This is a genomic window from Wohlfahrtiimonas sp. G9077 (genome assembly GCF_002252155.1).
Lineage (GTDB): Bacteria > Pseudomonadota > Gammaproteobacteria > Cardiobacteriales > Wohlfahrtiimonadaceae > Wohlfahrtiimonas.
In genome coordinates this window covers 214,203-238,427 of record NZ_NEFD01000003.1, presented here as the reverse complement: position 1 = coordinate 238,427, position 24,225 = coordinate 214,203, and the positions used below count along the sequence as shown (strand labels likewise).

The 24,225-nt window shown below is 45.2% G+C and carries 25 protein-coding genes and 2 tRNA genes; 2 read left to right on the top strand and 25 right to left on the bottom strand.

Going from position 1 to position 24,225, the window contains the following annotated elements; genetic code table 11:
- Positions 1 to 39: 39 nt before the first annotated feature.
- The 10 genes from B9T20_RS05915 to B9T20_RS05870 all read right to left on the bottom strand — a co-directional run bounded on the left by B9T20_RS05915 (position 40) and on the right by B9T20_RS05870 (position 9,960).
- Positions 40 to 483, bottom strand: coding sequence for a hypothetical protein (locus B9T20_RS05915; protein WP_233491618.1), 444 nt, complete (start codon positions 481 to 483; stop codon positions 40 to 42).
- A 41-nt stretch (positions 484 to 524) separates the two neighbouring features.
- Positions 525 to 1,124 carry a YigZ family protein gene (locus B9T20_RS05910; RefSeq protein WP_094490237.1) on the bottom strand — a complete coding sequence of 200 codons (600 nt, stop codon included), beginning with the start codon at positions 1,122 to 1,124 and terminating at the stop codon, positions 525 to 527.
- A 2-nt stretch (positions 1,125 to 1,126) separates the two neighbouring features.
- Complete coding sequence (gene mraY, locus B9T20_RS05905) at positions 1,127 to 2,209, bottom strand: phospho-N-acetylmuramoyl-pentapeptide-transferase (RefSeq protein WP_094490236.1); 1,083 nt, start codon at positions 2,207 to 2,209, stop codon at positions 1,127 to 1,129.
- Positions 2,210 to 3,559, bottom strand: a complete 1,350-nt coding sequence (gene murF, locus B9T20_RS05900; RefSeq protein ID WP_094490235.1) for a UDP-N-acetylmuramoyl-tripeptide--D-alanyl-D-alanine ligase — start codon at positions 3,557 to 3,559, stop codon at positions 2,210 to 2,212. It abuts the gene before it with no gap.
- A gap of 6 nt (positions 3,560 to 3,565) precedes the next feature.
- Complete coding sequence (locus B9T20_RS05895) at positions 3,566 to 5,050, bottom strand: UDP-N-acetylmuramoyl-L-alanyl-D-glutamate--2,6-diaminopimelate ligase (RefSeq protein ID WP_094490234.1); 1,485 nt, start codon at positions 5,048 to 5,050, stop codon at positions 3,566 to 3,568.
- Positions 5,051 to 5,063: 13 nt separating this feature from the next.
- Entirely contained in the window at positions 5,064 to 6,818 is a 1,755-nt protein-coding gene (locus B9T20_RS05890) for a penicillin-binding protein 2 (RefSeq protein ID WP_094490233.1), read from the bottom strand.
- Between the two features lie 3 nt (positions 6,819 to 6,821).
- Positions 6,822 to 7,145 carry a cell division protein FtsL gene (locus B9T20_RS05885; protein ID WP_008315201.1) on the bottom strand — a complete coding sequence of 108 codons (324 nt, stop codon included), beginning with the start codon at positions 7,143 to 7,145 and terminating at the stop codon, positions 6,822 to 6,824.
- Positions 7,142 to 8,068: a 16S rRNA (cytosine(1402)-N(4))-methyltransferase RsmH gene (rsmH, locus tag B9T20_RS05880; protein WP_094490232.1), complete on the bottom strand. Its 927-nt coding sequence runs from the start codon at positions 8,066 to 8,068 to the stop codon at positions 7,142 to 7,144. The genes B9T20_RS05885 and rsmH overlap by 4 nt, the downstream gene beginning before the upstream one ends.
- A 294-nt stretch (positions 8,069 to 8,362) precedes the next feature.
- Positions 8,363 to 8,707 (bottom strand): DUF1622 domain-containing protein, encoded by a 345-nt coding sequence (locus tag B9T20_RS05875; protein WP_094490231.1) that lies wholly within the window; start codon positions 8,705 to 8,707, stop codon positions 8,363 to 8,365.
- A gap of 8 nt (positions 8,708 to 8,715) precedes the next feature.
- The gene (locus B9T20_RS05870) at positions 8,716 to 9,960 is read right to left on the bottom strand and encodes an SLC13 family permease (protein WP_094490230.1); all 1,245 of its coding nucleotides are present in this window, start codon (positions 9,958 to 9,960) and stop codon (positions 8,716 to 8,718) included.
- Positions 9,961 to 10,072: 112 nt separating this feature from the next.
- Between B9T20_RS05870 and B9T20_RS05865 the strand changes: the two genes are divergently transcribed.
- On the top strand, positions 10,073 to 10,858 hold the full coding sequence (locus B9T20_RS05865; RefSeq protein WP_094490229.1) for an alpha/beta fold hydrolase: 786 nt from the start codon (positions 10,073 to 10,075) through the stop codon (positions 10,856 to 10,858).
- A 51-nt stretch (positions 10,859 to 10,909) separates the two neighbouring features.
- Here the strand turns inward: B9T20_RS05865 and B9T20_RS05860 are convergent, their stop codons facing one another.
- The 11 genes from B9T20_RS05860 to B9T20_RS05810 all read right to left on the bottom strand — a co-directional run bounded on the left by B9T20_RS05860 (position 10,910) and on the right by B9T20_RS05810 (position 20,931).
- Positions 10,910 to 11,401: a RidA family protein gene (locus B9T20_RS05860; RefSeq protein WP_094490228.1), complete on the bottom strand. Its 492-nt coding sequence runs from the start codon at positions 11,399 to 11,401 to the stop codon at positions 10,910 to 10,912.
- 104 nt (positions 11,402 to 11,505) lie between these two features.
- Positions 11,506 to 12,081, bottom strand: coding sequence for a VOC family protein (locus B9T20_RS05855; protein WP_094490227.1), 576 nt, complete (start codon positions 12,079 to 12,081; stop codon positions 11,506 to 11,508).
- A 9-nt stretch (positions 12,082 to 12,090) separates the two neighbouring features.
- Entirely contained in the window at positions 12,091 to 12,942 is an 852-nt protein-coding gene (cyoE, locus tag B9T20_RS05850; protein WP_094490226.1) for a heme o synthase, read from the bottom strand.
- Between the two features lie 5 nt (positions 12,943 to 12,947).
- Complete coding sequence (gene cyoD / locus B9T20_RS05845) at positions 12,948 to 13,274, bottom strand: cytochrome o ubiquinol oxidase subunit IV (RefSeq protein WP_094490225.1); 327 nt, start codon at positions 13,272 to 13,274, stop codon at positions 12,948 to 12,950.
- On the bottom strand, positions 13,271 to 13,879 hold the full coding sequence (locus B9T20_RS05840; protein WP_094490224.1) for a cytochrome (ubi)quinol oxidase subunit III: 609 nt from the start codon (positions 13,877 to 13,879) through the stop codon (positions 13,271 to 13,273). Before B9T20_RS05840 ends, cyoD begins: the two co-directional genes overlap by 4 nt.
- Positions 13,876 to 15,882, bottom strand: coding sequence for a cbb3-type cytochrome c oxidase subunit I (locus tag B9T20_RS05835; protein WP_094490223.1), 2,007 nt, complete (start codon positions 15,880 to 15,882; stop codon positions 13,876 to 13,878). The genes B9T20_RS05840 and B9T20_RS05835 overlap by 4 nt, the downstream gene beginning before the upstream one ends.
- Positions 15,883 to 15,892: 10 nt before the next feature.
- Complete coding sequence (gene cyoA / locus B9T20_RS05830) at positions 15,893 to 16,798, bottom strand: ubiquinol oxidase subunit II (protein ID WP_094490222.1); 906 nt, start codon at positions 16,796 to 16,798, stop codon at positions 15,893 to 15,895.
- Between the two features lie 324 nt (positions 16,799 to 17,122).
- Positions 17,123 to 18,511, bottom strand: coding sequence for a VOC family protein (locus B9T20_RS05825; protein ID WP_094490221.1), 1,389 nt, complete (start codon positions 18,509 to 18,511; stop codon positions 17,123 to 17,125).
- 1 nt (position 18,512) lies between these two features.
- On the bottom strand, positions 18,513 to 19,772 hold the full coding sequence (locus B9T20_RS05820; protein WP_094490220.1) for an aspartate aminotransferase family protein: 1,260 nt from the start codon (positions 19,770 to 19,772) through the stop codon (positions 18,513 to 18,515).
- 285 nt (positions 19,773 to 20,057) lie between these two features.
- Complete coding sequence (locus tag B9T20_RS05815; RefSeq protein ID WP_094490219.1) at positions 20,058 to 20,291, bottom strand: RNA-binding S4 domain-containing protein; 234 nt, start codon at positions 20,289 to 20,291, stop codon at positions 20,058 to 20,060.
- A gap of 563 nt (positions 20,292 to 20,854) precedes the next feature.
- Positions 20,855 to 20,931: transfer RNA gene (locus B9T20_RS05810), tRNA-Met, on the bottom strand.
- Positions 20,932 to 21,072: 141 nt separating this feature from the next.
- On the opposite strand from B9T20_RS05810, the gene ddpX reads away from it, so the two are divergent.
- Positions 21,073 to 21,630 (top strand): D-alanyl-D-alanine dipeptidase, encoded by a 558-nt coding sequence (gene ddpX / locus B9T20_RS05805; protein ID WP_094490218.1) that lies wholly within the window; start codon positions 21,073 to 21,075, stop codon positions 21,628 to 21,630.
- A gap of 29 nt (positions 21,631 to 21,659) precedes the next feature.
- Here ddpX and B9T20_RS05800 read toward each other — a convergent pair whose 3' ends face one another.
- The 4 genes from B9T20_RS05800 to B9T20_RS05785 all read right to left on the bottom strand — a co-directional run bounded on the left by B9T20_RS05800 (position 21,660) and on the right by B9T20_RS05785 (position 24,224).
- Positions 21,660 to 21,932: an oxidative damage protection protein gene (locus B9T20_RS05800; protein WP_018121811.1), complete on the bottom strand. Its 273-nt coding sequence runs from the start codon at positions 21,930 to 21,932 to the stop codon at positions 21,660 to 21,662.
- Positions 21,933 to 21,999: 67 nt separating this feature from the next.
- Positions 22,000 to 22,935, bottom strand: coding sequence for a ribose-phosphate pyrophosphokinase (locus B9T20_RS05795; RefSeq protein ID WP_026165654.1), 936 nt, complete (start codon positions 22,933 to 22,935; stop codon positions 22,000 to 22,002).
- Positions 22,936 to 23,074: 139 nt separating this feature from the next.
- Positions 23,075 to 23,149 (bottom strand) — tRNA-Gln (locus tag B9T20_RS05790).
- A 283-nt stretch (positions 23,150 to 23,432) separates the two neighbouring features.
- Positions 23,433 to 24,224 (bottom strand): ScpA family protein, encoded by a 792-nt coding sequence (locus B9T20_RS05785; RefSeq protein WP_094490217.1) that lies wholly within the window; start codon positions 24,222 to 24,224, stop codon positions 23,433 to 23,435.
- Position 24,225 lies beyond the last annotated feature (1 nt).

Genomic DNA, 24,225 nt, shown 5'->3' with positions numbered 1-24,225 from the left:
ATTAAACCATTGATGCTAAAACCCTGCTTGCAGGGTTTTTTATTCTGGCCAAGATAAGCTTTGCATATAGCGGTCAAATACAAAGCGATCCCCTTGATGCTCAAAGAGTTGCGTACTGACGCGTACACAATGATAACTGTTAGATTGGCATAAATGCACCACACAATCAGGGTTCGGATCATGATCCGTATTGGTATAAATGCTGGTTAAATTAAAGATTTGGGATAAAAATGAGTAGAGATACTCTTCTTCAAAGGCTGTGACATTTGCAGATAGAATAAAAATGGCTGTCGGCGGATGAATGGGCTGATTGGCAAATTGTGTGCGTTGAATTTCAAATTCTGCCCGCTCAGGATGATGCAAGACCACATATTGCACATGGCCATTGTGCCACACGAGCTCATCATATGTTCGGCTCCATGCAAGCGTGACGGAAAACACAACCAACATTACAATCATCAAACGTTTCCACACCTGCATCATTGCTCACTTTATATCACGGGCCAATGATCCATTGGCATCTGTTAAGGACTGAGTAACTGCGTGTTTTTTATTTGTATCAATTTATGTTGAAAATCGTCGATTTGCGATGGCTCAAGCGCCACTGTGCATACACAACGTTCTGCATAATCGGTGGCTTTGACCACCGCTTTTGACACATGTAACAGTTGTTGAATATCACTGGTTACATCATAATCATAAACGAATTGTAGGGATTGTAAAATTTTATGCTCAATCACTTGAGCTGCGTCTAATGTTAGGCGTGCAGACTTCTGATAATTGGCCACAAGGCCGCCCGTGCCAAGTTTAATGCCACCAAAATAGCGCACCACCGCCACCAAAACATTGGTGACTTTAAAGGCTTCGATCTGCCCAAAAATTGGGCGCCCTGCTGTACCGCCTGGCTCACCATCATCACTGAAACGATAGCGCTCATAATGTTGCCCTAAACGATAGGCATAACACACATGATTGGCATTCGGGTGCAAAGCACGCAACTCAGCAATGATGGCTTTTGCCGCCTCTTCAGATTGCACTCGATGGGCAAAACCCAGAAATTTACTCTTTTGCTCGGTAAATTCTGAGTGCACATCAGCGGCAATTTCAAAGTAGGTTTCGGTCATGCTTAACGGATTTTAAGGGATGCTAAACCAATTAATACCAAAATCACCGTTAAAATCCAAAAACGCACAATCACGCGTGGCTCTGGCCAACCTTTGAGCTCAAAGTGATGATGGATCGGCGCCATTCTAAAGACGCGCTTTTTAAACATGCGATATGAACCCACTTGAATAAAGACAGACAATGTTTCCACCACAAATAAACCACTCATGATGAAAAATACGAGCTCTTGGCGCACCACAACAGAGATTGCCCCCAATGCACCACCCAATGCCAATGCCCCAACATCGCCCATAAACACTTGAGCAGGATAAGTATTGAACCACAAAAACCCTAAGCCGGCGCCAAAGATGGCAGCACAAATGATGGCCATTTCACCGGCGCCTTGTACATATGGAATCGCTAAATAGTTGGCAAATTCAACATGCCCTGTGGCATAGGCAAAAATGGCAAGCGCTGCGGCAATTAAAATGGTGGGCATGATGGCCAAGCCATCTAAACCATCGGTTAAATTCACGGCATTACTGGCACCCACAATCACAAAGTAGACAAATGGAATGAAGAAAATACCCAAAGGAATGTACCACTCTTTAAAATATGGAATGAGCAATTGCGTGCCCTGTTCGCCTGCGTTGTAGTACAAAATCACTGCTGCCAATAAGCCGCCAATCGTTAAATAGAGATATTTTTCTTTCGCACGCAGCCCAAGGGATTGCTTTTTCACCACTTTACGATAGTCATCAATGAAGCCCACATAACCAAAGCCCCACAACACGCCCATCACAACCCAAACATTGATGTTGCTTAAGTCAGCCCACAATAACACCGCCACAGAAATGCTCGCGATGATGAGCACGCCGCCCATCGTTGGCGTCCCTTTTTTGGATAAATGGGATTGCGGACCATCATCACGCACAAACTGCCCAATTTGATTGGCCTGCAATTTACGAATGAATTTCGGACCAAAAAAGAGCGCAAACACAAGCGCTGTTAACACAGCACAGATGCCACGCATCGATAAATATTGAAACACTCGCAAAGCACCCCATTGATGCTCGGCTAAGTAGGTGAGTAACGCATATAACATTTAAACTTCCTTCTCTTTTTGAACCATCGCCTCGGCAATTAAATACATTTTCATGGAATTAGAACCCTTCACCAAAATGGCGACCGATTCATCTTTCAGTGTTGCCAATGCTTGGTTAATGTGATCTATGATCCCATCATGATCTGCATAGACTTGCCCACCTTCGCCAAAGGCTTTTGCGCTCTTTGCCGCCATTTCTCCTAAGGCCAATAACTGATCAAAACCGCGCACTTTTGCATAGCGGCCGCACTCTTCATGCATTTGTACCGCTTGTGTGCCGAGCTCACGCATGTCGCCGAGCACAAGCCATGTATGATCCGCAATCCCCTCTAAGGCATCAATGCCAGCGCGTAAAGAGGCCGGATTGCCGTTATAGGCATCATTGAGCAAAATGTGATGATCACTGAGCTGAATCTTCTCTAAGCGCCCTTTGACGCAGTGCAGATTCTCAAGCCCCGTTTTGATCTCATCTAACGTGGCACCAAGGGCAAACGTTGCCGCCGCAGCCGCACAAGCATTTAAAATGTTATGAATGCCCACCAGCGCTAGCGTCACGGGCACTGATTGACCATGAATCACCAAATCAAACGATTGACCGCTGATGTTTTTAGCCATCACATCGGCATTGTTGCGAATGCCAAAAGTTAAAATGCGATTTTCTGTATTCAGGCTGTGCCAATAATCGGCATAATCATCATCTTGATTGATGATGGCCGCGCCGCCCGGTTTTAATCCTTCAAAGATTTCACCTTTTGCGCGGGCAACCCCTTCAATACTGCCAAACCCTTCTAAATGACAAGGCCCTGCATTGTTGAGAATTGCCACATCAGGGCGCGCAATGTGCGTTAAATAACGAATCTCATCAAAGTGATTGGCACCCATTTCTAACACGGCATATTCATATTGATCTGTGAGCTTTAAAATCGTCAAAGGACAGCCCACATGATTGTTATAGTTACCTTCTGTGGCCAGCGTTGCTCCTTTGCCACGCAAAATGGAGGCAATCATCTCTTTTAATGTGGTTTTGCCATTGGATCCCGTCAAGGCAACCGTTGTGCCTTGCCAATCGTCCATCCATGCTTTTGCCAACATGCCAAGCGCCTTTTGACTGTCTTTGACCACAATTTGGCTGATGTTCACAGAAGGCGTATAACGCTCAACCACGGCACCAATGGCACCTTTTGCCTCAATGCTGTCCAAAAAATTATGGGCATCGTGCTTATCGCCTTTCCATGCAAAAAAGAGCTGGCCGGCTTGGATCAAGCGCGTATCGGTGGATGCACCATAAAAAATGGCATCAATGCCTTTGAGCTCACCTTGTAGGATTTGGGCTGCTTGTGAAAGTTTCATACAATATCAACGATCCTGTGTAATGAATGCTGCAACAATTTCAGCATCGGAAAAATGGTGTTTAGTGTGACCAATGATTTGGTAATCTTCATGTCCTTTACCGGCAATCAATACAATGTCACCGGCTTTGGCCACGCCAATGGCATGTTCAATGGCCGATTTGCGATCTAAAATGCGCGCCACTTTTTCAGGGGCTTTAAAACCTGTGAAAATCTCATTACTGATGGCCACATCATCTTCAGTGCGCGGATTATCATTGGTCACAATCACATGATCGGCATTCGCTTCGGCAATCTCCGCCATCAATGGACGTTTGCCACGATCACGATCACCGCCACAACCAAAAATACAGTATAAATCGCCGTTTGGAATGTGTTTTTTCAAGGCTTTTAACACTTGTAATAAAGCGTTAGGCTTATGAGCGTAATCAATCACCGCCACCGCGCCATTGTCTAAAAAGATCGCCTCCATGCGCCCTTTCACCAAAGTGATCTGAGGCAATAAGGCAATGATGCGCGGCATCTCGATGCCAAGCGCGAGTAAATTACCCACCATCGCCACCAAATTATATGCATTAAAGTGACCATACAAGGGGCTCTCAATGGCATAAGATTGCCCTTGATGCGTCAATGTAAAACGTAAACCTTGGGCATGCAGATCAATCTCTGAAATGCGTAAATAGTTCTCATGCGCGCACGCTTGTGCACCAAAGGGATACAACGCACGGTCACCTTTTGCTTGTAAAGCCTTAAATAAATCATATCCAACAACATCATCAATGTTCAACACTGAGGCAATCGATGGATACTCATTAAATAAGCGCTCTTTCGCGGCGCGATAATTGGCCACCGTTTCGTGGTAATCTAAGTGATCACGGGCAAGGTTTAAAAAGGTTGACACGGCAAAAGATAAACCGGCCACGCGCCCTTGATCTAAAGCGTGGGACGTGACTTCTAAGACAATGTCCACAGATTTAGCGGTTTCAAACGCCGCCACAATCTCATCAATGGAGCGGTAAAGCGCAAGAAAATCCGGCGTTGTGTGTGTATTTTCTTTCAGATTATCCAATGGACCAATGCCATTGGTGCCAATCATTCCCACCGCTCGGCCCAATTTTTGCAGTGCAACGGCTGTAAACATCGCCACTGATGTTTTGCCTTCTGTGCCAGTGATGCCCACAATGTTCGATTTTTGCAAAGCAGCAGCATAAAACGTTGTTGCCGCATGTTGAATCAGTGTGTGAATGTTTTCAACTTGCATCGTTGGAATGTCAGCCGGTACATTGCTCGGTTCACCTTCATAAAAGATCGCGGCAATGCCGGTTTCACGCAATGCATCCATATAATCTAAACCGTGACCATTTGCCCCTTGCAATGCAAAAAAGAGATCGCCTTTTTGCGCATAGCGACTGTCTGACGACAACCCCGAGACCGTCACTTCTTGCAACGAAATGGGCAGTTCAAGCGTTGGAAATAAGTGTAAAAGTTTCATGGGGTTTTCCTTATCAGTGGGATAACATTTGTAGTTTAGGTAGCTCCGCTAAACCATCGGGTTTGACATTCAAAATGCGCAGCGTATCACCCATAATTTCAGCAAATACAGGTGCTGCGACCGCGCCACCATAATATTGACCGGCAGAAGGCTCATCAATCATCACCACCACAACATAGCGCGGATTTGAGATGGGGCCAAAGCCTGCAAAAAATGCCCGGTGTTTGGTATTACTATAGCGTCCTTTTTCAATTTTACGCGCTGTACCCGATTTACCGGCCACGCGATAATGTTGAACCTTCGCTTTTGAGTTGGGATTGTTGGTGATCACTTTTTCAAGCATGCCCACCATCGAGGCTGCCACTTGTTTTGAGAAAATCCGGCGGCGCTGTTGATCCGTTTGGGCAGGTAAATCTTTGACAATTTTTAAAGGCTCATAAACGCCACCATTGGCAAACACAGAATACATCTGTGCCAATTGTGCCGTATTTAAGCTGATGCCATACCCAAAGGATTTGGTGGCATGCTCAAACTGATTGCGCTGCCAAGGGCGAACGCTGCCCAAATGGCCTGCTTGCTCACCGACAATGCCTAAGCCCGTTTTATGGCCAATGCCTAAGGATTTGTATAAATTCCACAAAACTTCAGGCGGCATCGATAAAGCCACACGCGCCACACCAATATTACTCGACTTCACCAGTACGGTGATCAAATCCATGGATTCTGATTTAGACACGTCTTTGATGGCATTGCCGCTCACCATGAATTGATAACCGGTTGGCACAACGCTCGTTGGGCGCCATTTTTTAGACTCAAGGCCAAGGGCAATCACAAAAGGCTTAATGGTGGAACCTGGCTCATAGACATCGGCAATGGCGCGGTTTTTCATCATTTCAGGAATGCGGTGCTGCAAATTATTGGGGTTCCCCGATGGCTGACTGACCAATGCCAGCACTTCGCCCGTCCAAGCATCCACCACCATGGCTGTGCCGCTTTTTGCCTTATGCTCAATGATGGCATTTTTAAGGGCTTGATAAGCGGCCAATTGAATGCGTCGATCAATGGTGAGCACCAAATTCTTACCAGACTCTGCCCCTTCTATCAATTTAAACTGATCAATGATGCGGTTGGCCGAATCTTTCACCACCTGTTTTTTGCCCATTTTACCTTTGAGGTGATCCTCAAACGTCAGTTCAATTCCCTCGATACCCACATCTTCTGAATTCGTAAAGCCAAGGAGCTGGGCGGTCACTTCCGCATCCGGATAATAACGCTTATACTCTTTTTCAATGGTCACGCCCGGTAAATTCAGTTTGACCACATCATTCGTTGCATGGGGCGGCAATTGGCGCTTTAACCACACAAAACGGGAATTGTCACGCTTGGTCAATAACTCATACAGATGCTTTTCCTTCATGTCGAGGGCTTTGGCTAAATCTGGCAAATACTCCGCATAAGGCAATAAAATTTTGGGGTCTGCCCAAATGGAATAAACTTCCGTCGAGATGGCCAAAGACTCATGGTTGCGATCCATGATTGCCCCTCTCACCGCAGGAATGTTTTGGGTGCGTAAAACGCGGTTATTGCTCTCTGATTGCAAAAATTGCTGATTGAGAATCTGTAAATCAAAGGCGCTGATCATCAATGCGATCGCTAATAGATAAAAAATACCCAGCACGAAAACACGACGGTAATTTTGACCGGGCAACACTGGCCGTTTGCTTTTCGCCTTTTTCGAGCGACGCTTCTTTGGAGTTTGACGCATCATGAATTATTGAATGTAACGATCTTTATCATTTTGAGCACTCACCAATGTTGCAGTCTTTTTCTCTGTCACATAGACGATGCTCTCTTGTTTAGGTAATACCATGTTCAAGCGATCACGGATCGTTTTGTCCATCAACACCGCTGTAATCAACATGCTCTCTTCTAACTTGAGTTTGTTCCACTCTGTATCGTAGTCCATTTTTTGCGTCAGTGCTTTTTCGTACTGATGCCATAAATGACGATGCTCTTGTGTGGTGTGAATTTTTAACATTCCCACAGCAATGAGCGCTAAACCACACAAAATCACCAAACTTTTTGTGATATTCACGGTAATTTCTCCGCTATACGCATGATGGCACTTCTGGCCCGAGGATTATGACGCGACTCTTCATCGCTTGCTTTGACAGGTTTGCCGATTAATTTAAGCGTGGGCTCAGACACAAACTGCGCCACAGGTAAATCAGGCAATAAATCTTTAGGTTTAGCATAGTGATTCATAAAGTTTTTCACGATGCGATCTTCTAATGAATGGAAGCTGATCACCACTAAACGACCCCCAGGATTTAATAAATCATAGGCGGCATTTAAGGTTTGGCTCAGCTCCGTCAGCTCTTCATTGACGGCAATGCGAATGGCTTGAAATACACGTGTTGCCGGGTGTTTATGCTTATCTTTAAAAGGCACAGCCTCTGAGATGATGTCGGCCAATTGATGGGTGGTTTCAATCGGTGCAAGCTCACGGCATTTAATGATGTGACCAGCAATTTTACCGGCAAAACGCTCTTCCCCAAATTCACGAAACACGCTGGCCATGGTGGCAAAATCACTCTCTGCCACCCATTGCGCGGCACTGACGCCAGAGGTTGGATCCATGCGCATGTCAAGCGGACCATCTTTCATGAAGCTAAATCCGCGCTCAGCATCGTCTAATTGTGGCGATGACACACCAATGTCTAACAATACGCCATCGACTTTTTCAAAATGTGCAGAAGCCACCGCCGCTTTGATGTCACTCATGCAGCCGGCAAAAAATGTGAAATTTTCAGCCCCTTTAAAACGCTCTTTGGCACAGGCTTGTGCCATTGGATCACGATCAATGCTGATCAAGTGTCCTGTTGCCAAACGCTTGAGGATTTCAGAGGAATGACCGCCGCGACCAAATGTCCCATCCACGTAGACGCCGGCAGGTTGAATATTGAGCGCATTAATCGCCTCATCTAAAAGAACGGAAACGTGCTGAAACTCTGACATGAAAAAATCGATCCAAATATAGTTTTATGCCATACTTTTACCACTTTTCCCCACTTTTTTCCACTCTTATTTCCAAGCGCTGCCTTTGCTGCATCATTATTGCGCACTTGTTTTCACACGTTATGCACAATGCTTCGCTCTTTGAGCGCTCATAATTCATCTATTTGAATTTAAAATATTTTTTAAAAAAACACACCATAAAACCCCACTTTTCAATGGGGTTTTATGGCATTAATCATGAGTTTTTCACAAAGTTATCCACAGAAGATGTGGATAACCTAGGATCACTTTGACTTAAGATGTGCGCTCTTTTTCTGCCACTTCGATCTCTTTGCCTAAAAAGTAAGAGATGGTCGTACGAATCACCACAATGCCAGCAAGCACTAAAATGTCATCTAAACTTGGATTCATGATGGTTTCGATGATGTCCGAGGCAATCAACACCTCTAAACTCAATAAAATGTACGAGCCTAAATAGATTTTAATATGGTTATTTTTAGAGGCCACATCAAAGCGATCGCCGCCCTTGCCTTCATTGATGATGAATCCAAAAAAGGCTTTAACGACGCCCACAAGCAAAATGGCGATGGAAAAAACATTGAGTGCGAGCACCGTGTAATGGGTGATTAAATGCAACATATTGCCTCCTAATGGATGAAATTTAACAACACAATCCATGCCGCTGCCATCGCTAAACAGATGCATGCCACCGGCACGCCCGCTTTGGCAAACTCTTTAAAGGAGATCATAATGCCATATTTTGCGCTCTCCTCCACTGCGATGATGCCCGCTAAACTGCCAAACACAATTAAATTACTGGAAAAACCGGTGCCAAGCACCAAGGCTGCCCCTAACACATCGGCATTGCTGCCCACATGCACATAGGGCGCAAGGAGCATCACGGCAGGATTATTGCCCACAATGTTGCTTAAAATAGCGCTGGAGAAAAAGAGGGACAAGGGATCATTAAGATTCAAACCGATTGCCTTTAAATCTCCAAGCAATGCTTGAGGCAACCCTGTTTTTGCCATCGCGGCATTGACCACAAATAGACTCATGATCAAAATGAGTAAGCTGTAATCCACCTCTTTGAGCAGATCTTGAGAAGAGATTTTACGGTTCATCAACAACACCGCAGCACCTGCAAGCGCCACAATGGCTTGCGGCCAAATGTTCAGCATAAAGGCGATGATCACCGCAACAGTCACAATGAGGGCTTTGGTGGTTTCTAATGTATTGAGCACCGCAACATTTGGCGCGCTGTCATGGCTTTTGCGGTAAAACGGCGGCAAATCCCAACGATTGCGATAAATGAGCACAATCGCCGCCCATACAATCACAAGTGACAATACCGCAGGCACACCGGCAACCTTCAACAATCCTGTAAATGACAATTCCAGTTGCTGAGCGATGATCATGTTTTGTGGGCTACCGATCAATGTGCCTGCAGATCCTGTATTGGCCGCAAAGCAAAATGCCAACACAAATGGCACAGGATTTAAGCCGCGCGACAGTGTCACCGCGATCAAAAGCGGCGTCATGGCCACCACCACAACATCATTGGTCAACACAGAGGACAACGTGCCGGACACCACTATTAAAATGGCCAATAATTTTGGCGGGCTGACTTTTAAAGTGGCCACGCGCTCTGCGGCAAAACGGTAAAATCCCGACACGCCAAAGGCGCCTGACACTACCATTAAGCCAAACAATAAGCCCAAACTTGGATAACTGATGGCATTCCATGCTTCTTGCCCACTGATTGCGCCCATCACCAACATGGCAAGCGCCCCCACGAGCGCAGCGCCCGTGCGATCTAATTTCAGCCCGGGAAATTTGCCTAAGGCCATGACGATGTAAACCAGTAAAAATATGATGACGGTACTGTTCATTATTCTATCTTTCTTTATTGTGGATGAATCATGGTTAAAGCATAGAGCATAATGAGCAATTGTGATGCATTATGTTAGAATTCTGCCATGATCCTTCATTTTAAACACCATTATGCAAACATTACTCAATCATAAAATCACAACACCCGATGCACCGCGACATACCACACCGATTGTGCTCATTCATGGCCTATTTGGCGACATGAACAACCTTGGCATGATTGCCCGAGCATTGACCGATTACACCACCATTCAAGTGGATGTGCGCAATCACGGCGAATCCTTTCACACCGATGTCATGAATTATGGCGAAATGGCCAAAGATGTGGTGGCGCTGCTTGATCATCTCAATGTGGAAAAAGCCATCATCATTGGCCATTCAATGGGCGGAAAAATCGCCATGCGCATGACAGAAATGATGAACGATCGCATCACAGCTTTGGTGGTGATCGATGTTGCACCTGTTGCTTATCAAGAAAATCGTCACAGTGAGATTTTTGCCGCCCTCAAAGGGGTGAGTGCTCAAGGCATTACGGATCGTAAAATCGCCGCAGCTGCGATGGCTGAATATTTAGACGAACCCTTTGTGATTCAGTTTTTATTAAAATCCTTTCGCGCGGGCAAAGGTGAATGGAAATTCAATGTGCCAGTTTTAGAGAATCAATACGCAAACATTGTGGGTTGGGAAACCATTGCCCCATGGAACGGTTCTTGTTTATTCATTGTGGGTGGTGATTCACCGTATGTTTCCCGTAAAGATCAAGCCGCGATCACCGCGCAATTGCCAAATGTGCAGGCAAAAGTGATTGCAGGCGCAGGTCATTGGGTGCATGCCCAAAAAACCGATGCGGTGGTTCGTGCTATCGATCAATTCTTATCAAAAGTGGATGCGCCTTAAATTTTAGGCATAAAAAAAGCCTTGGCGTCCCAAGGCTTTTTCATCGAATGCTTACGGACGAACCGCAGTCACTTCGATTTCTACACGCCATGCAGGGTTTGCTAACTTAGCCACCTGAAATGCAGAACGCGCGGGCAATTTGCTGCTTTTGCCATCAAAGAATTTGGTATAACCATCCATGAAGCCTTTAAAGTCCATAGTGCCGTCTGTTTCTTCACCACCCACTAAAAACACTTGCATTTTAACCACATCTTCCATGCTTAAGCCTAATTGAGCCAAATGCGCTTGAATTTGTTCTAAAACATTGATGGTTTGCTCTTCTGTGTTACCGTAAGATGCCAATTCTGTATTGGGTAAATCGGCTGCTTTTTTCGTTGGCACTTTGCCACTTAAAAAGATGATGTCTTTACCTGCATTGATCTCTACAGATTCAGCAATTGGGAAATTGTCCATTTTATGTGTGATCACCGCTTCTGCTTTTGTATCAGCTGCTGCTAAACTCAAGGCAAATGGCACACATAATAATAAACTTTTTAAACGCATATAAACTCCTTCAATAGTATCGATGTGGGGATGAATCCTCACTCGCGCGCATCATACCACATTTTGTAAACCTTGATAAATATCAAAGTTTTTACACTTTGTGATCATCCGCCGCGACGATTGGGCAACCATGCGATGGCTTCGGAGTCTTCATCATAATAGTAACCATTGGGAATCGATTGCAGCTCAATGAGCATGCCCCACGGCGATAAAGCATAAATGCTGCCATTGCCCTCGCTGTCTTCGTGGCGTGAATTGCCATGAATTTGATCGAGCAATTTGCCGCCCGCTGCTTGAATGCGCGCCACACAACCTTCTAAATCATCACAATAAAGCGCCATGTGATTGATGCCAAAATCGGACAAACGCAAAGGCGGGCGCTGCTCTAATGCTTTAATCTCAAACAATTCAAGCCCGGGGCCATTGCCAATTCTAAGCATGCGTTGACGGACAATCTTTGCCCCTTTTGGTAAACCCAATTGCAACTCCACAATCTGCCCGCCGCGCGGTTCATCTTGCAATGTTAAGCCGTCATAACACCATTTTGCCCCAAGGGCTTTGCGGAAAAACTCGGTGGCCGCATCAATGTTCGGTACAGTTACTCCTAAATGATGAATGCCGCGGGGCAATTCGCCAAAAGCATCTGTTGCACTGTTCACTGTGGTCAATCGTTTTGTCATCACTTCCTCCTAAAGGGCTGTGAGCATCATCCATAGGCAAAGCGCCATGATCACCCACAACGAATGTATGAATTGTTGTTTGCCCCATTTTTCCACATCGGTTCTTATGGGGCGTTGTAAGCTGATCCACCAAGCGGCAACCGTGATCACCATCGCGCTTGGCAGCCAAAAACCACGCACTTCAAACGCCGCCAGATACAAAACGGCCAACAACATCATGCTGACATAAGCAAGCATGCGCATTTGTGTGCGTGCAAAACTCATAAAAAGTGGCGGCATTGGAATGTTGGTGGCCAAATAATCGGCTTTGCGATAGAGGGCAATCGCATAAGAGTGAGCAATTTGCCATGTGGAAAAAATGATGAATAGACACAACACCATCACATCCATCGCGCCTTTAAGCGCCACATAACCCACCAATGGCGGCACAGCGCCAGAAATGCTGCCCACCACAATGCTCAATCGAGAATGGCGTTTGAAAAAAAGTGAATAAATGATCACATAATCCACAAAACCAATCATCGCCAAATGTCCACTGAGGGGATTGACCAATCCATAGAGCACACTAAAGCCAATCAGCGATGCGATCACCGCAATGGCAACGGCAATCTCAAGCGAAATTTCACCATTCACCAACGGGCGATTTTTCGTGCGCGCCATGTGCCGATCAATGTCACGGTCGATGATATTGTTCCACACAGTGGCAGAGATCATTACAGCCATCATACCCACCAAAGTATACACAAGGCGCAAACCCTGCCATTGCCCCACAGCGGCATATGCCAGCAAAAAACCTGCCAGCACCGGCATCAAATTACCTAAAATGATGCCATGCTTGATGAGCTTTAAATAGGGGCGCATGCGCGTCACATCGGCAACTCAGGCATCATGTTCATGTGCAGGTAATACATCACCCAACCGGAACCGCCAATGACAATCAATAAAATGATCCCCGTAAAAGAGAGCGATGCCACATTCCAGCCATCGTTGTCTGATTTTTTCACATGCAGAAAATAAACAATCTGAACAAAGATCTGTGTGATGCCGCACACAGCAATGATTGAAGCCAATAAGCCGATGGCCACCACATCTTTTAAATACACCACAGCACCAAACGCGGCCAAAGTTAATGCAATGGAAAAGCCATAGCCCACCCAATAGTGAAGCAATTCTGAGCGATTGTTTGTGGTCATAGCGATACCCCCATTAAATAGACGATGGAGAAAATACAGATCCAAATGATGTCCAAAAAGTGCCAAAAGAGGCTAAAGAGTTTAAGGCGTGTGCGTGTTTCTAATGTTGAGCCTTTAAACGCCAATTGAAACATCATCACAAGCATCCAGATCATCCCGATGGATAAGTGAAAACCATGGAGTCCCACCAAGGAGAAGAATCCTGATAAAAATCCACTGCTTTGGGGTGTTGCGCCAATGTCAATAAAGCCGATGAACTCACGGATTTCTAAGGTGAGGAAAATCCCGCCAAAGATAAACGTTGCCACCAATAACCATAAGGTTTTTTTGATGCGCCCTGCATTTAAAGCATGCATTGCCAACCCGCAGGTTAAGCTACTCGTTAAGAGCGCCATCGTCTCCACAAAGGCATTGGTCAGATCAAACAGCGTTTGTGGCGTGTGACCATCGGTTGTATTTCGCACAAGCACCACGAACACCGCAAAGAATGTGCCAAAGATGATGGCATCGGCCATTAAATAGATCCAAAAGCCAAAGATTTTATTGTGTGCGCTCTCTTCTAATTGGCGCATTTTGATCTCTTGACTGCTGATGGCATTGATCATGAGCGACCTCCTTGTGCCAGTTGATATTGCTGAACATGTTGTAAAAAGGCTTGATCGGCCGCAGCTATGTCCTCTTTTGGAATTCTCACCTCTTCATGTTCACGGAAACTTTCCACAATCCAGAAGATGATCGCTGCACCAAAGAAAATGATGCCAAGCCACCAAATGCTCCACACCAAACAGAAGGCTGTTAATCCCGCTAAAACACCGCCTGACACAAACCCAAGGGCTGTATGTTTGGGCACATAAATGTCCTCATAAGTTCGATGCGGATCATACGCTTTGCCCTCTTGTTTGAGCTTCCAAAACATGTCGATGTCATCAACCTCTGGAATCACCGCAAAGTTATATGCAGGTGGCGGCGATGGAATCGACCACTCTAATGTACGGCCATTCCAAGGATCCCCAGTTTCATCGCGCAACTGTTCACGATTTTTAATGCTCACAAAAAGCTGGATCAACATGGTGATGATGCCAAAGAGAATCATCACTGCCCCAAAGAATGCCACCACCAAATAAGGGCCATAACGATAATCAATGTTTTGACTGACGCGGCGCGGCATGCCATCAAAGCCCACTAAATAGAGCGGGACGAAAGCAAAGAGGAAGCCAAAGAACCAAAGATAGAACGAAGCCACGCCCCAACCTTTATTGAGCTTGAAGCCAAAAGCTTTCGGGAACCAATAGTTATAGCCCGCCATCACACCAAAGACAACGCCGCCGATGATCGTATTGTGAAAATGCGCCACCACAAACATGGTGTTGTGCACAGAATAGTTCACCCCCGGAATCGCCAGCATCACACCTGTCATTCCACCCAATACAAAGAGTACCAAAAAGCCCACTGCCCATAACATTGGCGGTTCCATGCGCACTTGCCCACGATAAATGGTAAACAGCCAGTTAAAGACCTTCACACCTGTCGGAATCGCGATCAGCATGGTAGTAATGCCAAAGAAAGCGTTCACATTCACGCCTGCCCCCATCGTAAAGAAATGATGGAGCCATACAGTCAGCGACATGAATAAAATGGCAATGATCGCCCAAACCAATGCTTTATAACCAAAGAGATATTTACGGCTAAAGGTGGAGACCACTTCTGAGAAGATCCCAAAGACTGGCAAAATCAAAATGTACACTTCAGGATGGCCCCAAGCCCAAATGAGGTTCACATACATCATTTGACTGCCGCCGCCCAATGTATTGGTGAAGATCTCAAAGCCTAAATAACGATCCAGCGCTAACAGGATCATGGTGGCCGTTAAAATGGGAAATGTGGCTAAAATCAAGATGGATGTACAGAAGGTTGACCAAGAAAAAAGTGGCATTTGAAACATCTTCATGCCAGGCGCGCGCATGCGTAAAATGGTCACAAACATATTGATGGCCGCAAAGGTGGTGCCAAGGCCAGAGATCTGAATACTCCAAATGTAATAATCCACACCAACGCCGGGGCTGTATAAACTTTCAGAGAGCGGTGCATACGCAACCCAACCTGTTTTGGCAAATTCACCAATCCCGAGGGATAAGTTGATTAAAATCGCCCCAGCAACGGTGAGCCAAACGCTGACCGCATTTAACACAGGAAATGCCACATCACGGCGCCCAAGTTGCTGCGGGATGATGATGTTCATCAAACCGATGATGAATGGCATCGCCATAAAGAAGATCATGATGACGCCGTGGGCTGAGAAAATCTGATCATAATGCTCAGGCGGTAAATATCCCACGCGATCACCAGTGGAGGCGAGCGCCATTTGTGTGCGCATCATGATGGCATCGGAAAAACCGCGCAGCAACATGACAATCGCCACAATAATATAGATGATGCCGATGCGTTTATGATCTGTTGTGGTCAGCCAGTTCGTCCAAAGCCAGCCCCAACGGCGCGTTACAGTGATGGTGGTTAAAACCGCCAACACCACCAAAATGATGAAACCAAACGCCGCTAAGGGAATGGGATGGCTCCATGGAATGCTATCAATGGTTAATCGTCCAAACATATTCGGCTCCTTAGGGTTGAGAGGCAGGCATGTGATGCATGTGCATCATGTGTTCTTCGAGCATTTTTAAATCCATAAATTGCCCGATGACTCGCAAATAAATGCCCTTATCGATGGGATGAAAATATTGCACCGGTGCATTGATGGGCTGCGCTTTGACCATCTCTTGGTATTTTGCCCACGTCAATGGATTGTCATCAGTGCTCTGCATTTTTAAAACCCATGCATCAAAATCCGCCATTGGCACCGCGATGACGGGGAATTTCATGTCAGAATAACCCGCGCCACTGTAGCCATATGATGCACCTTGAAAACGACCTGGCTCATTGACAATCAAATGAAGAACGTTTTCCATGCCGCTCATCACATCAAGCTGTGTGCCCAATTGCGGCACAAAAAAGGCATTCATGACTGTTTGCGAGGTTAAGCGAAATTTCAATGGTCGATCCACCGGTAAATAGAGCTCATTGATGGTGGCAATGCCCTCTTCGGGATAGATAAAAAGCCATTGCCAATCCATCGAAACCACTTCGATCACCAATTCATCATGCTCTGATTCAATGGGCTTTTTCGGATTAAGGTCAATGGTGCTTTGAATCACGATGAAGGCTAAAATCACCGTAATGACAATCGGCACGCCCCACATGAACTTCTCTAAAATTTTTGACTCACGCCACTCGGGATGATATTTGGCCTTTTGGTTCGACTCGCGAAACCACCATGGAAACACCACCGCCATAATGATGCACGGAATGATCACCAGCAGCATGATCCCCGCACTGAAGATCAATAGCCATTTTTCATATTCGGCAATTTCACCTTTTGGGTTAAAGAGCGCAAGATCACAGCCTGATAAAACCATCATGGCCATGAGAATGACGCCGGTGCGTACCGCTTTTGTGTAGGTTTTTCTCATTGTAGTCACCCATAAACGAACTGCATTATGTAAATTAAAATCTGTCGTTTAACATAAAGATTAACTTAAAATAAATTAATCTTTATTTATTAATAAATAATATCCGAGATAATGGGTGACTGTCAAATCAAGCGGGTGCTATGCTGCGGGATTGAGGATTTGATTCAGCCGAGTGTTCATGACTTTTAATTGATTTTCTAACATCAAAACGCGATTGGTTCATGTCATTTCATTTTTTATTGTGCTCATGTTGTTATGAAAATGAACCCGATTGTAACAAAAAATCGGCACACAGGGCGCCGATTCATCTGATGAAAGGAAAATTTACACCATGCCCAATGCCGCTTTGCACTGTTCTAATGAACGCGCTTGGGAAGCGGCATACAGCTCAAGCTCATCAATCACCGCGGCACCCAAATCCGCCACAAACTGCGCTTGGCTTGAGTTTTGTGCATAATCCGCCTTTGCCCCTTCACCTAAATTCGATTGAAAGATTCCCGCAGCGCTGACTGGCAAGAAATCTTCATACACAATCGGCTCATAAGTGATGGCGCCTTCGGCAATTAAATCAGCAGTGCTCATCTCTTTTGAGTATTGCCCACGATTGGCCAACCCTTTTTCTGTGGGATAATAGGCAAAGAAGGCCAAGCCTTCATCATGGAGCGTGGCATAATCATCAGGAAAGGCTGCAAAATTCTTTTCAAGCGCCGCATAATACGCATCGGCATTGCGCTCAGTGGTTGACGGCACTTCTGCACGCGTTTGATTTAATAGTTGGTCATACAAAGCTCGACCTTTGGGCGTCAATGCTGCCCCACGCTGCTCAATCTCCCCAAAGCGTGCCGTGTGGCTGCCAGTATCATCCGCTGGCTGATTTTTAAAAGAAACTGCCTCTTCTAAAGCTTTAAAGCTGGTTTGACGCAATAAAATTGGGCATCGTCTGCGCGGTGGACCTTCCACCACAGCTTTTGCATTCATGCCGCGCGCAGGCATCTGTTGCTGAATCACATCAATATCCACCGTTCTTGGCGTCAAATGGTTGATATGCGGCCCTTTAAATGCCACCACATCGGCAATTAAGCGGTGCTGATCATGTAGATTCTGATACTGCTCTGCCGTCACAGTGGCATCGGCATGCCAACGGAACGTTTCCAGCACTTCTTGCACAAATTGTGCCGCTTCTGCTTCTGTCAAACCACCAGCCTGCTCATATTGCTCAATGAGGCGCAATGCTTCATCTGTGAAAATTTTGCGCTCAGATAAAATCTGCGCCGCTTCGTCCCGCAGTGCTTGATCCTCAATCAATTCTAAACGCAGCAGCGACGTAAACACACGAAATGGACTGATTTTAAGGGCATCTTCATGAATGGCTCGAAACGCCGTAGAATGAACCGGCACGCCTGCGGGCGTTAAATCATAATAACCCACAGGATGCATGCCCATCACAGCAAACAGGCGGCGAATGGTGCTGAGCTCCTCGGCTGTGCCCACGCGAATGGCACCGTGACGCTCCTCATCTAAGCGTTCAAGCTCACCTGTTTGGGCAAGGCGATCATATAATGCGCCATCTTTTTGTAATGTGGCCGCATTGACATCGGACACCAAATTCATCAAATCACGATACAGGGGCACTTCGTTTTGATACATATCGGACATCGCCGCAGAAAACTGCGCGCGGATCACATCCGGCGAGACAAATACAGCATTGGACATATCATTTCTCCATCGATGGTTTGGTTATGGTGTGCAGGCAATCACCTAAAATGGTCAAGCCTGCCTCAAGTTGTTCAGGTTCTATCGTCAACGGCGCTAAAAGGCGGATGATGTTGCGATGCTTACCGCTTGGCATCAACAATAAGCCGCGCTCACGCGCCATTGGTAATAATTCTGCCAATAGTTGTGTGTTTGGCTCGCCATTCTCTGTGATCAACGGGATGCCACGCATTGCGCCAATGCCCGTTAGTGGTGCAACACATGTCAAGCCCTCTTTCATCCATTGAGCATGATGTGCTTTGACGGTTTTTTCATAATGCGCGCCCCAATGTGTCAAGGCATCACGATCGGATAGAATGTCAATAGTGGCCAATGCTGCGGCACACGCAATCGGATTGCCTGAATAGGTGCCGCCTAAACTGCCTTTTGGTACATGCTCCATCAGATGCACCTTGCCCATCACAGCGCCAAGCGGCATGCCGCCGGCAATGCTTTTGGCCAGTAACAATAAATCGGGCTCAATCCCTAAGTGCTCAAAAGCAAAGGGTTTGCCTGTGCGTCCAAAGCCCGACTGAATCTCATCTAACACGAGCACAATGCCGTGTTCATCACAAAATGCGCGAAGATAATGGGCAAAGTCACGATCTAAGAGCTGAAAACCCGCCTCACCTTGCACAGGCTCCACAAAGATACTGGCAATCTCGTTGACATCAATCTCCACCTGAATGAGGCGCTCTAATGCCGCAATCGCCATCTGACAGCTGATGCCATTGTCCGGGCTTGGAAATGGCAAATGATACACAGGCCCCGGCAATGGCCCCAAACCTTGCTTATAAGGCGCAACTTTGCCATTTAAATTAAGGGCAGCCAATGTGCGACCATGAAAGCCGCCATCAAAGGCAATGCTTGCCGTGCGTTTTGTATGAATGCGGGCAATTTTAAGGGCATTTTCTGTCGCTTCTGCCCCGCAGTTGGTCAACATACCCATCATCGGGCTGCGCGTTGGGATGAATTGTGAGAGCGCCGTCATCAAAGATTGATATGCTTCATGCGGTGCAGCATTGTATGCATAATGGGTGAGCTTTTGGGCTTGATCCACAATCGCCGCCACAATCTTTGGATGACAATGGCCTAAATTGAGGACGCCAATGCCGCCGATAAAATCAATGTACGATTGTCCATCCGTGTCCCACACAGTGGCATTTTGACCGTGTGAGAGCAAAACAGGATGCACAATCGAGAGCGCAGGTGTCACTTGCATGGTTGAATCCTCCGAGGTGGCAGATGCCTTATATGTTGTAGAATGGCTCTATAACAACAAAATTACCTAGGTGATTCAAACGAAAAAAATGCGGTGGTTTATTCCTTTTTTTCCGCGCTTATTTTAAGTACATCTGGCCATTGACTTTAGTGTTTATCATTCATCGCACACAGTTCTAAAAGGTCCTGAGTCAATCACGCGTACGATCCTCATATCCACATTATATTCTGAGTCTTCCTAATCTTTGTTAATGAATAAAAAAATCGGCACATGGCCGACTTTTAATTATGCTTCATAACCTTCACAGACCAGAATTTCAAAGCCTGCACCTGTGACGAGGCTGCCTGCTTGGATTTTGGCAGTTTTACGAAGTTCAATGTCGCCATTGACGCGAATATTGCCTTCTGCCACCATCAATTTTGCGCGCCCGCCTGTATCGGCTATGCCTTCCATTTTCAATAGGTCATTTAAAGCAACATGAGGATGGTTTTCAAGATAGAATTTAGTTTTTTGTGTCATGAGAGATTCTCGGTTTTGCATGCAAAATCTGCATACTGTGATTAAAGACTGAATGTGCATATCATAACAAAATTATTTTATGTTGATGCAATCAACCAATACAAAAAACATGTTTAAAAAATCCAAAAAAATCGACACGTTATTCAAACATGTTGATTGCGTGTACATGAATACTTTTGATATTTCATCGTCAAAATAGGATAAGGATCACTCTCTCCATCAGTTTCGATGTGCTTAACCACGACACAGTCCATATATTGATAAAAACCTATTGCCTGTGGATTCTGCTCATTTAAGACGTATTCTAGCAATTGTTTGTCAATGCCCTGCCCATATTCATTTGAGCCAATAAAAAGCTTCTCAATACGATCCTAGTGCGTTCCTATGAAACCTATAGGCATATCCTTCCTGATGATCTACAGACACAAATAGACTCACATTTGGCGTGTACTGCTCTTTTAATGAATGGGCGAAGCCAAAAAAACAAATGTGGACAAAAAGGGGACAAATTATCTTCAGATAACAAAAAAGCCCTTGAATTACAAGGGCTTAGATGTTTTATATGGTGGACATAGGTGGAATCGAACCACCGACCCCAGCATTATGAGTGCTGTGCTCTAACCAGCTGAGCTACATGTCCGTGCTGTGTTGAGGAGTCGCATTATAGAGAGGTTCTATAGAGTCGTCAACACTATTTTTAGATTTGATCATTCTTTATGCAAAATAACACAAATCTTTTCAGAGCGCTATCATAACTCCTTGTCTTATAACGAGGTTAGCCATGAGTGATTTAGTCGAACTGACGCCCGAATCTCACAATATTATCATAGATATGCCCTATGCGGATGAAAGAAATTTCACCGGCCGTGCTGTTTATGACAAAGCGCGTGTATTATTGCACAAAGATGCAGAACTTAAATTCCGTAAGGCCATCGAACAAGCCGCCCATTTAGGACTCCAGTTTGTGGTGTATGATGCCTATCGCCCACCAAAGGCGCAATTTATCTTCTGGGATCACACGCCAGATCCTGATTTTTTAGCCAATCCACATAAACGAGGCTCACCGCATTCTCGTGGCGTTGCCCTTGATGTTGGTTTAGTGGACATGAAAACGCAGCAATACCTCGACATGGGCACGCCCTTTGACAGCTTTTTACCCGAATCTTGGCATGCTAACTACAATGTCTCCATTGAGGCACAAAAAAATCGCCTGATGCTTGCAGGCATGATGCTCAATGCAGGCTTTGATAACTATTCCCACGAATGGTGGCATTATCAGTTTTTTAACAGCTATGAGTACCCGTTGGTGGAAGATGATCGTTTAGGCGTCATTGAATAACAAAAAACCGCTCAAACGAGCGGTTTTCATCATTTCTCAGGGACAAATTGATCCGGCAATTGAATGTCACTGTCTTCAAAGAAGAATTTAACCATTTGCTCTTCAATGAATTTACGCGCATTTGGATCTAAAGGATTGACGCGATACTCATTGATCAAAATGGTTTGTTGTTTTAACCATTGCTGCCAAGCTTCGTTAGACACGTTTTCAAAGATTTTTTGACCGATTTCACCAGGGTACATCGGACGAGCTAAACCTTCAGCCTCTTTTTTTAATTTTTGACAAAATACAGTGCGCGACATTTTAAATCCTCTATAAAAAACAAAAGCCAGATAAAATCTGGCTTTATAATATAACTTAAATTTTCAATTAAGCAAAAAGGCTGCTCACTGATTCTTCGGCATGGATGCGGCGAATGGTATTGGCAATGATGTGAGACACAGACAATACACGAATTTTTTCGCACGCTTCTGCTTCAGGACGCAATGGAATGGTATCTGTTACGATCATTTCATCTAACGCTGAGTTCTCGATGTTTTGAATCGCTTTACCCGATAAAATTGGGTGAGAACAGTAAGCGCGAACAGACAATGCACCGTTTTCTTTTAATACATTGGCAGCAGAAGCTAAAGTACCTGCTGTATCTACGATGTCATCAACGATCACACAGTTTTTACCACGCACATCACCAATGATGTTCATCACTTCAGACACGTTAGGTGCAGGGCGACGTTTATCAATGATCACTAAATCATTGGTTTCTAATTGTTTAGCAATCGCGCGTGCACGTAATACACCACCAACGTCAGGCGAAACAACACATAAGTTTTCTGGTTGTAAACCGATGATGTCACGGTACATTACTGGAGTTGCATAGATGTTATCAACTGGAATTTCAAAGAAACCTTGAATTTGGTCAGCGTGAAGATCGATGGTCAATACACGGTCACAACCAACGCTTGTGATCATATTGGCCACAACTTTCGCAGAAATTGGAACACGAGCTGAACGAGGGCGTCTATCTTGTCTTGAATAACCAAAGTAAGGGATAACCGCTGTGATACGCATTGCAGAAGCACGACGAAGTGCATCAACAGTCACCAATAACTCCATTAAGTTGTCATTGGTTGGGTAGCAAGTTGGCTGAATTAAGAAAACATCTTTACCACGAACGTTTTCATCAATAGAAACCATAACTTCACCATCAGAAAAACGACCAACAGTAGCTTTACCGAGAGTCATTCCTAGGTGTTCAACAATTTTTTCCGCTAATTCTGGGTTTGCGTTACCAGCAAAGATCATCATCTGAGCGCCGCTCATGACTATATTTCCTTGATTAAAAAGTGATGGATATGAAGGTGATGTTTGCAGCATGGATATATGACTATATTTTTCATAAGCATTAGAAGCTCAAAACTGCAAACTCAATAGAAAAGAAGAAATTTGGCTGGGCTGCCAGGATTCGAACCTGGGAATGGCGGGATCAAAACCCGCTGCCTTACCGCTTGGCTACAGCCCAAAAGATGGATTGCATTATAGGGATTTTTGAGGACTTGTCTACCCCTATATGTGCGTAACTTTTGATCAATTATGATAAATCATTATTTTTCAGTAATTTACATTAAAAATTTCTTTGATTTTTTTTGAAAAAAGTTGTTGCGCACAGCTTGACCCCTGACAATATACCTTTTTTCACCCCATTTTTTTATGATTCTTTTTAAAAAATTCTGAAAAAACTTTTAAAAAAAGTGCCAAAAAAACAAAACCGCCTAAAAATTAGGCGGTTTTGATATCAGCGATCCTCATTTGAGCTTCAAATGAATGGTGCCATATGCATCATCTTGGACAATTTCCACCATTTGTTGCTTCGTCAACTCTAAAATCGCCATAAACGAGACCACAATGCCAAGCTTACCCTCTTTGAGATTCAGCAGCGCTTCAAATGAGACAAAGGCCACATCACTTAAACAGTCTAAAATGTTCACCATGCGCTCTTGCACCGATAAGACTTCCGTCGTGATCACATGCTGCGTATAGTGCGCTTGATCCTTCAATAGACGCTTTAACGCCGCTGTGAGCTGATCAATGTGCACCTCGGGTAAGGCTTCATTGACAATGAGCTCTGGCAGCACCGGCGTGATGGGGAAAATTTCCTCCTCAAAACGAGCCATCTGCTGCAGCGTTTGGGCGGCCTCTTTATATTGAGCATACAATTGTAAGCGTTCCATGAGCTCTTGACGCGGATCTGTGCCCTCTTCTTCCTCTTCCACCGTGGGATGCTTTGGCAATAAAAGGCGCGATTTAATTTCAGCGAGCCAGGCCGCCATCACTAAGTAATCAGATGCCAACTCAAAGCGATCTTTTTTCAGCACATCCACATAGGACATATATTGACGCGCAATTTCAGACAAGGGAATGTCCAAAATATCAAAGTGATTTTTACGGATCAAATAAAGCAATAAGTCAAAGGGACCTTCAAAAGCATCGAGCCACAGCTCAAGCGCATCGGGCGGAATAAAGAGATCCATTGGTGCTGCCACCGTTTCCCCTTTATAAATCGCTCCAACGTTGTCCTGCTCAAAGGATAACTGCATC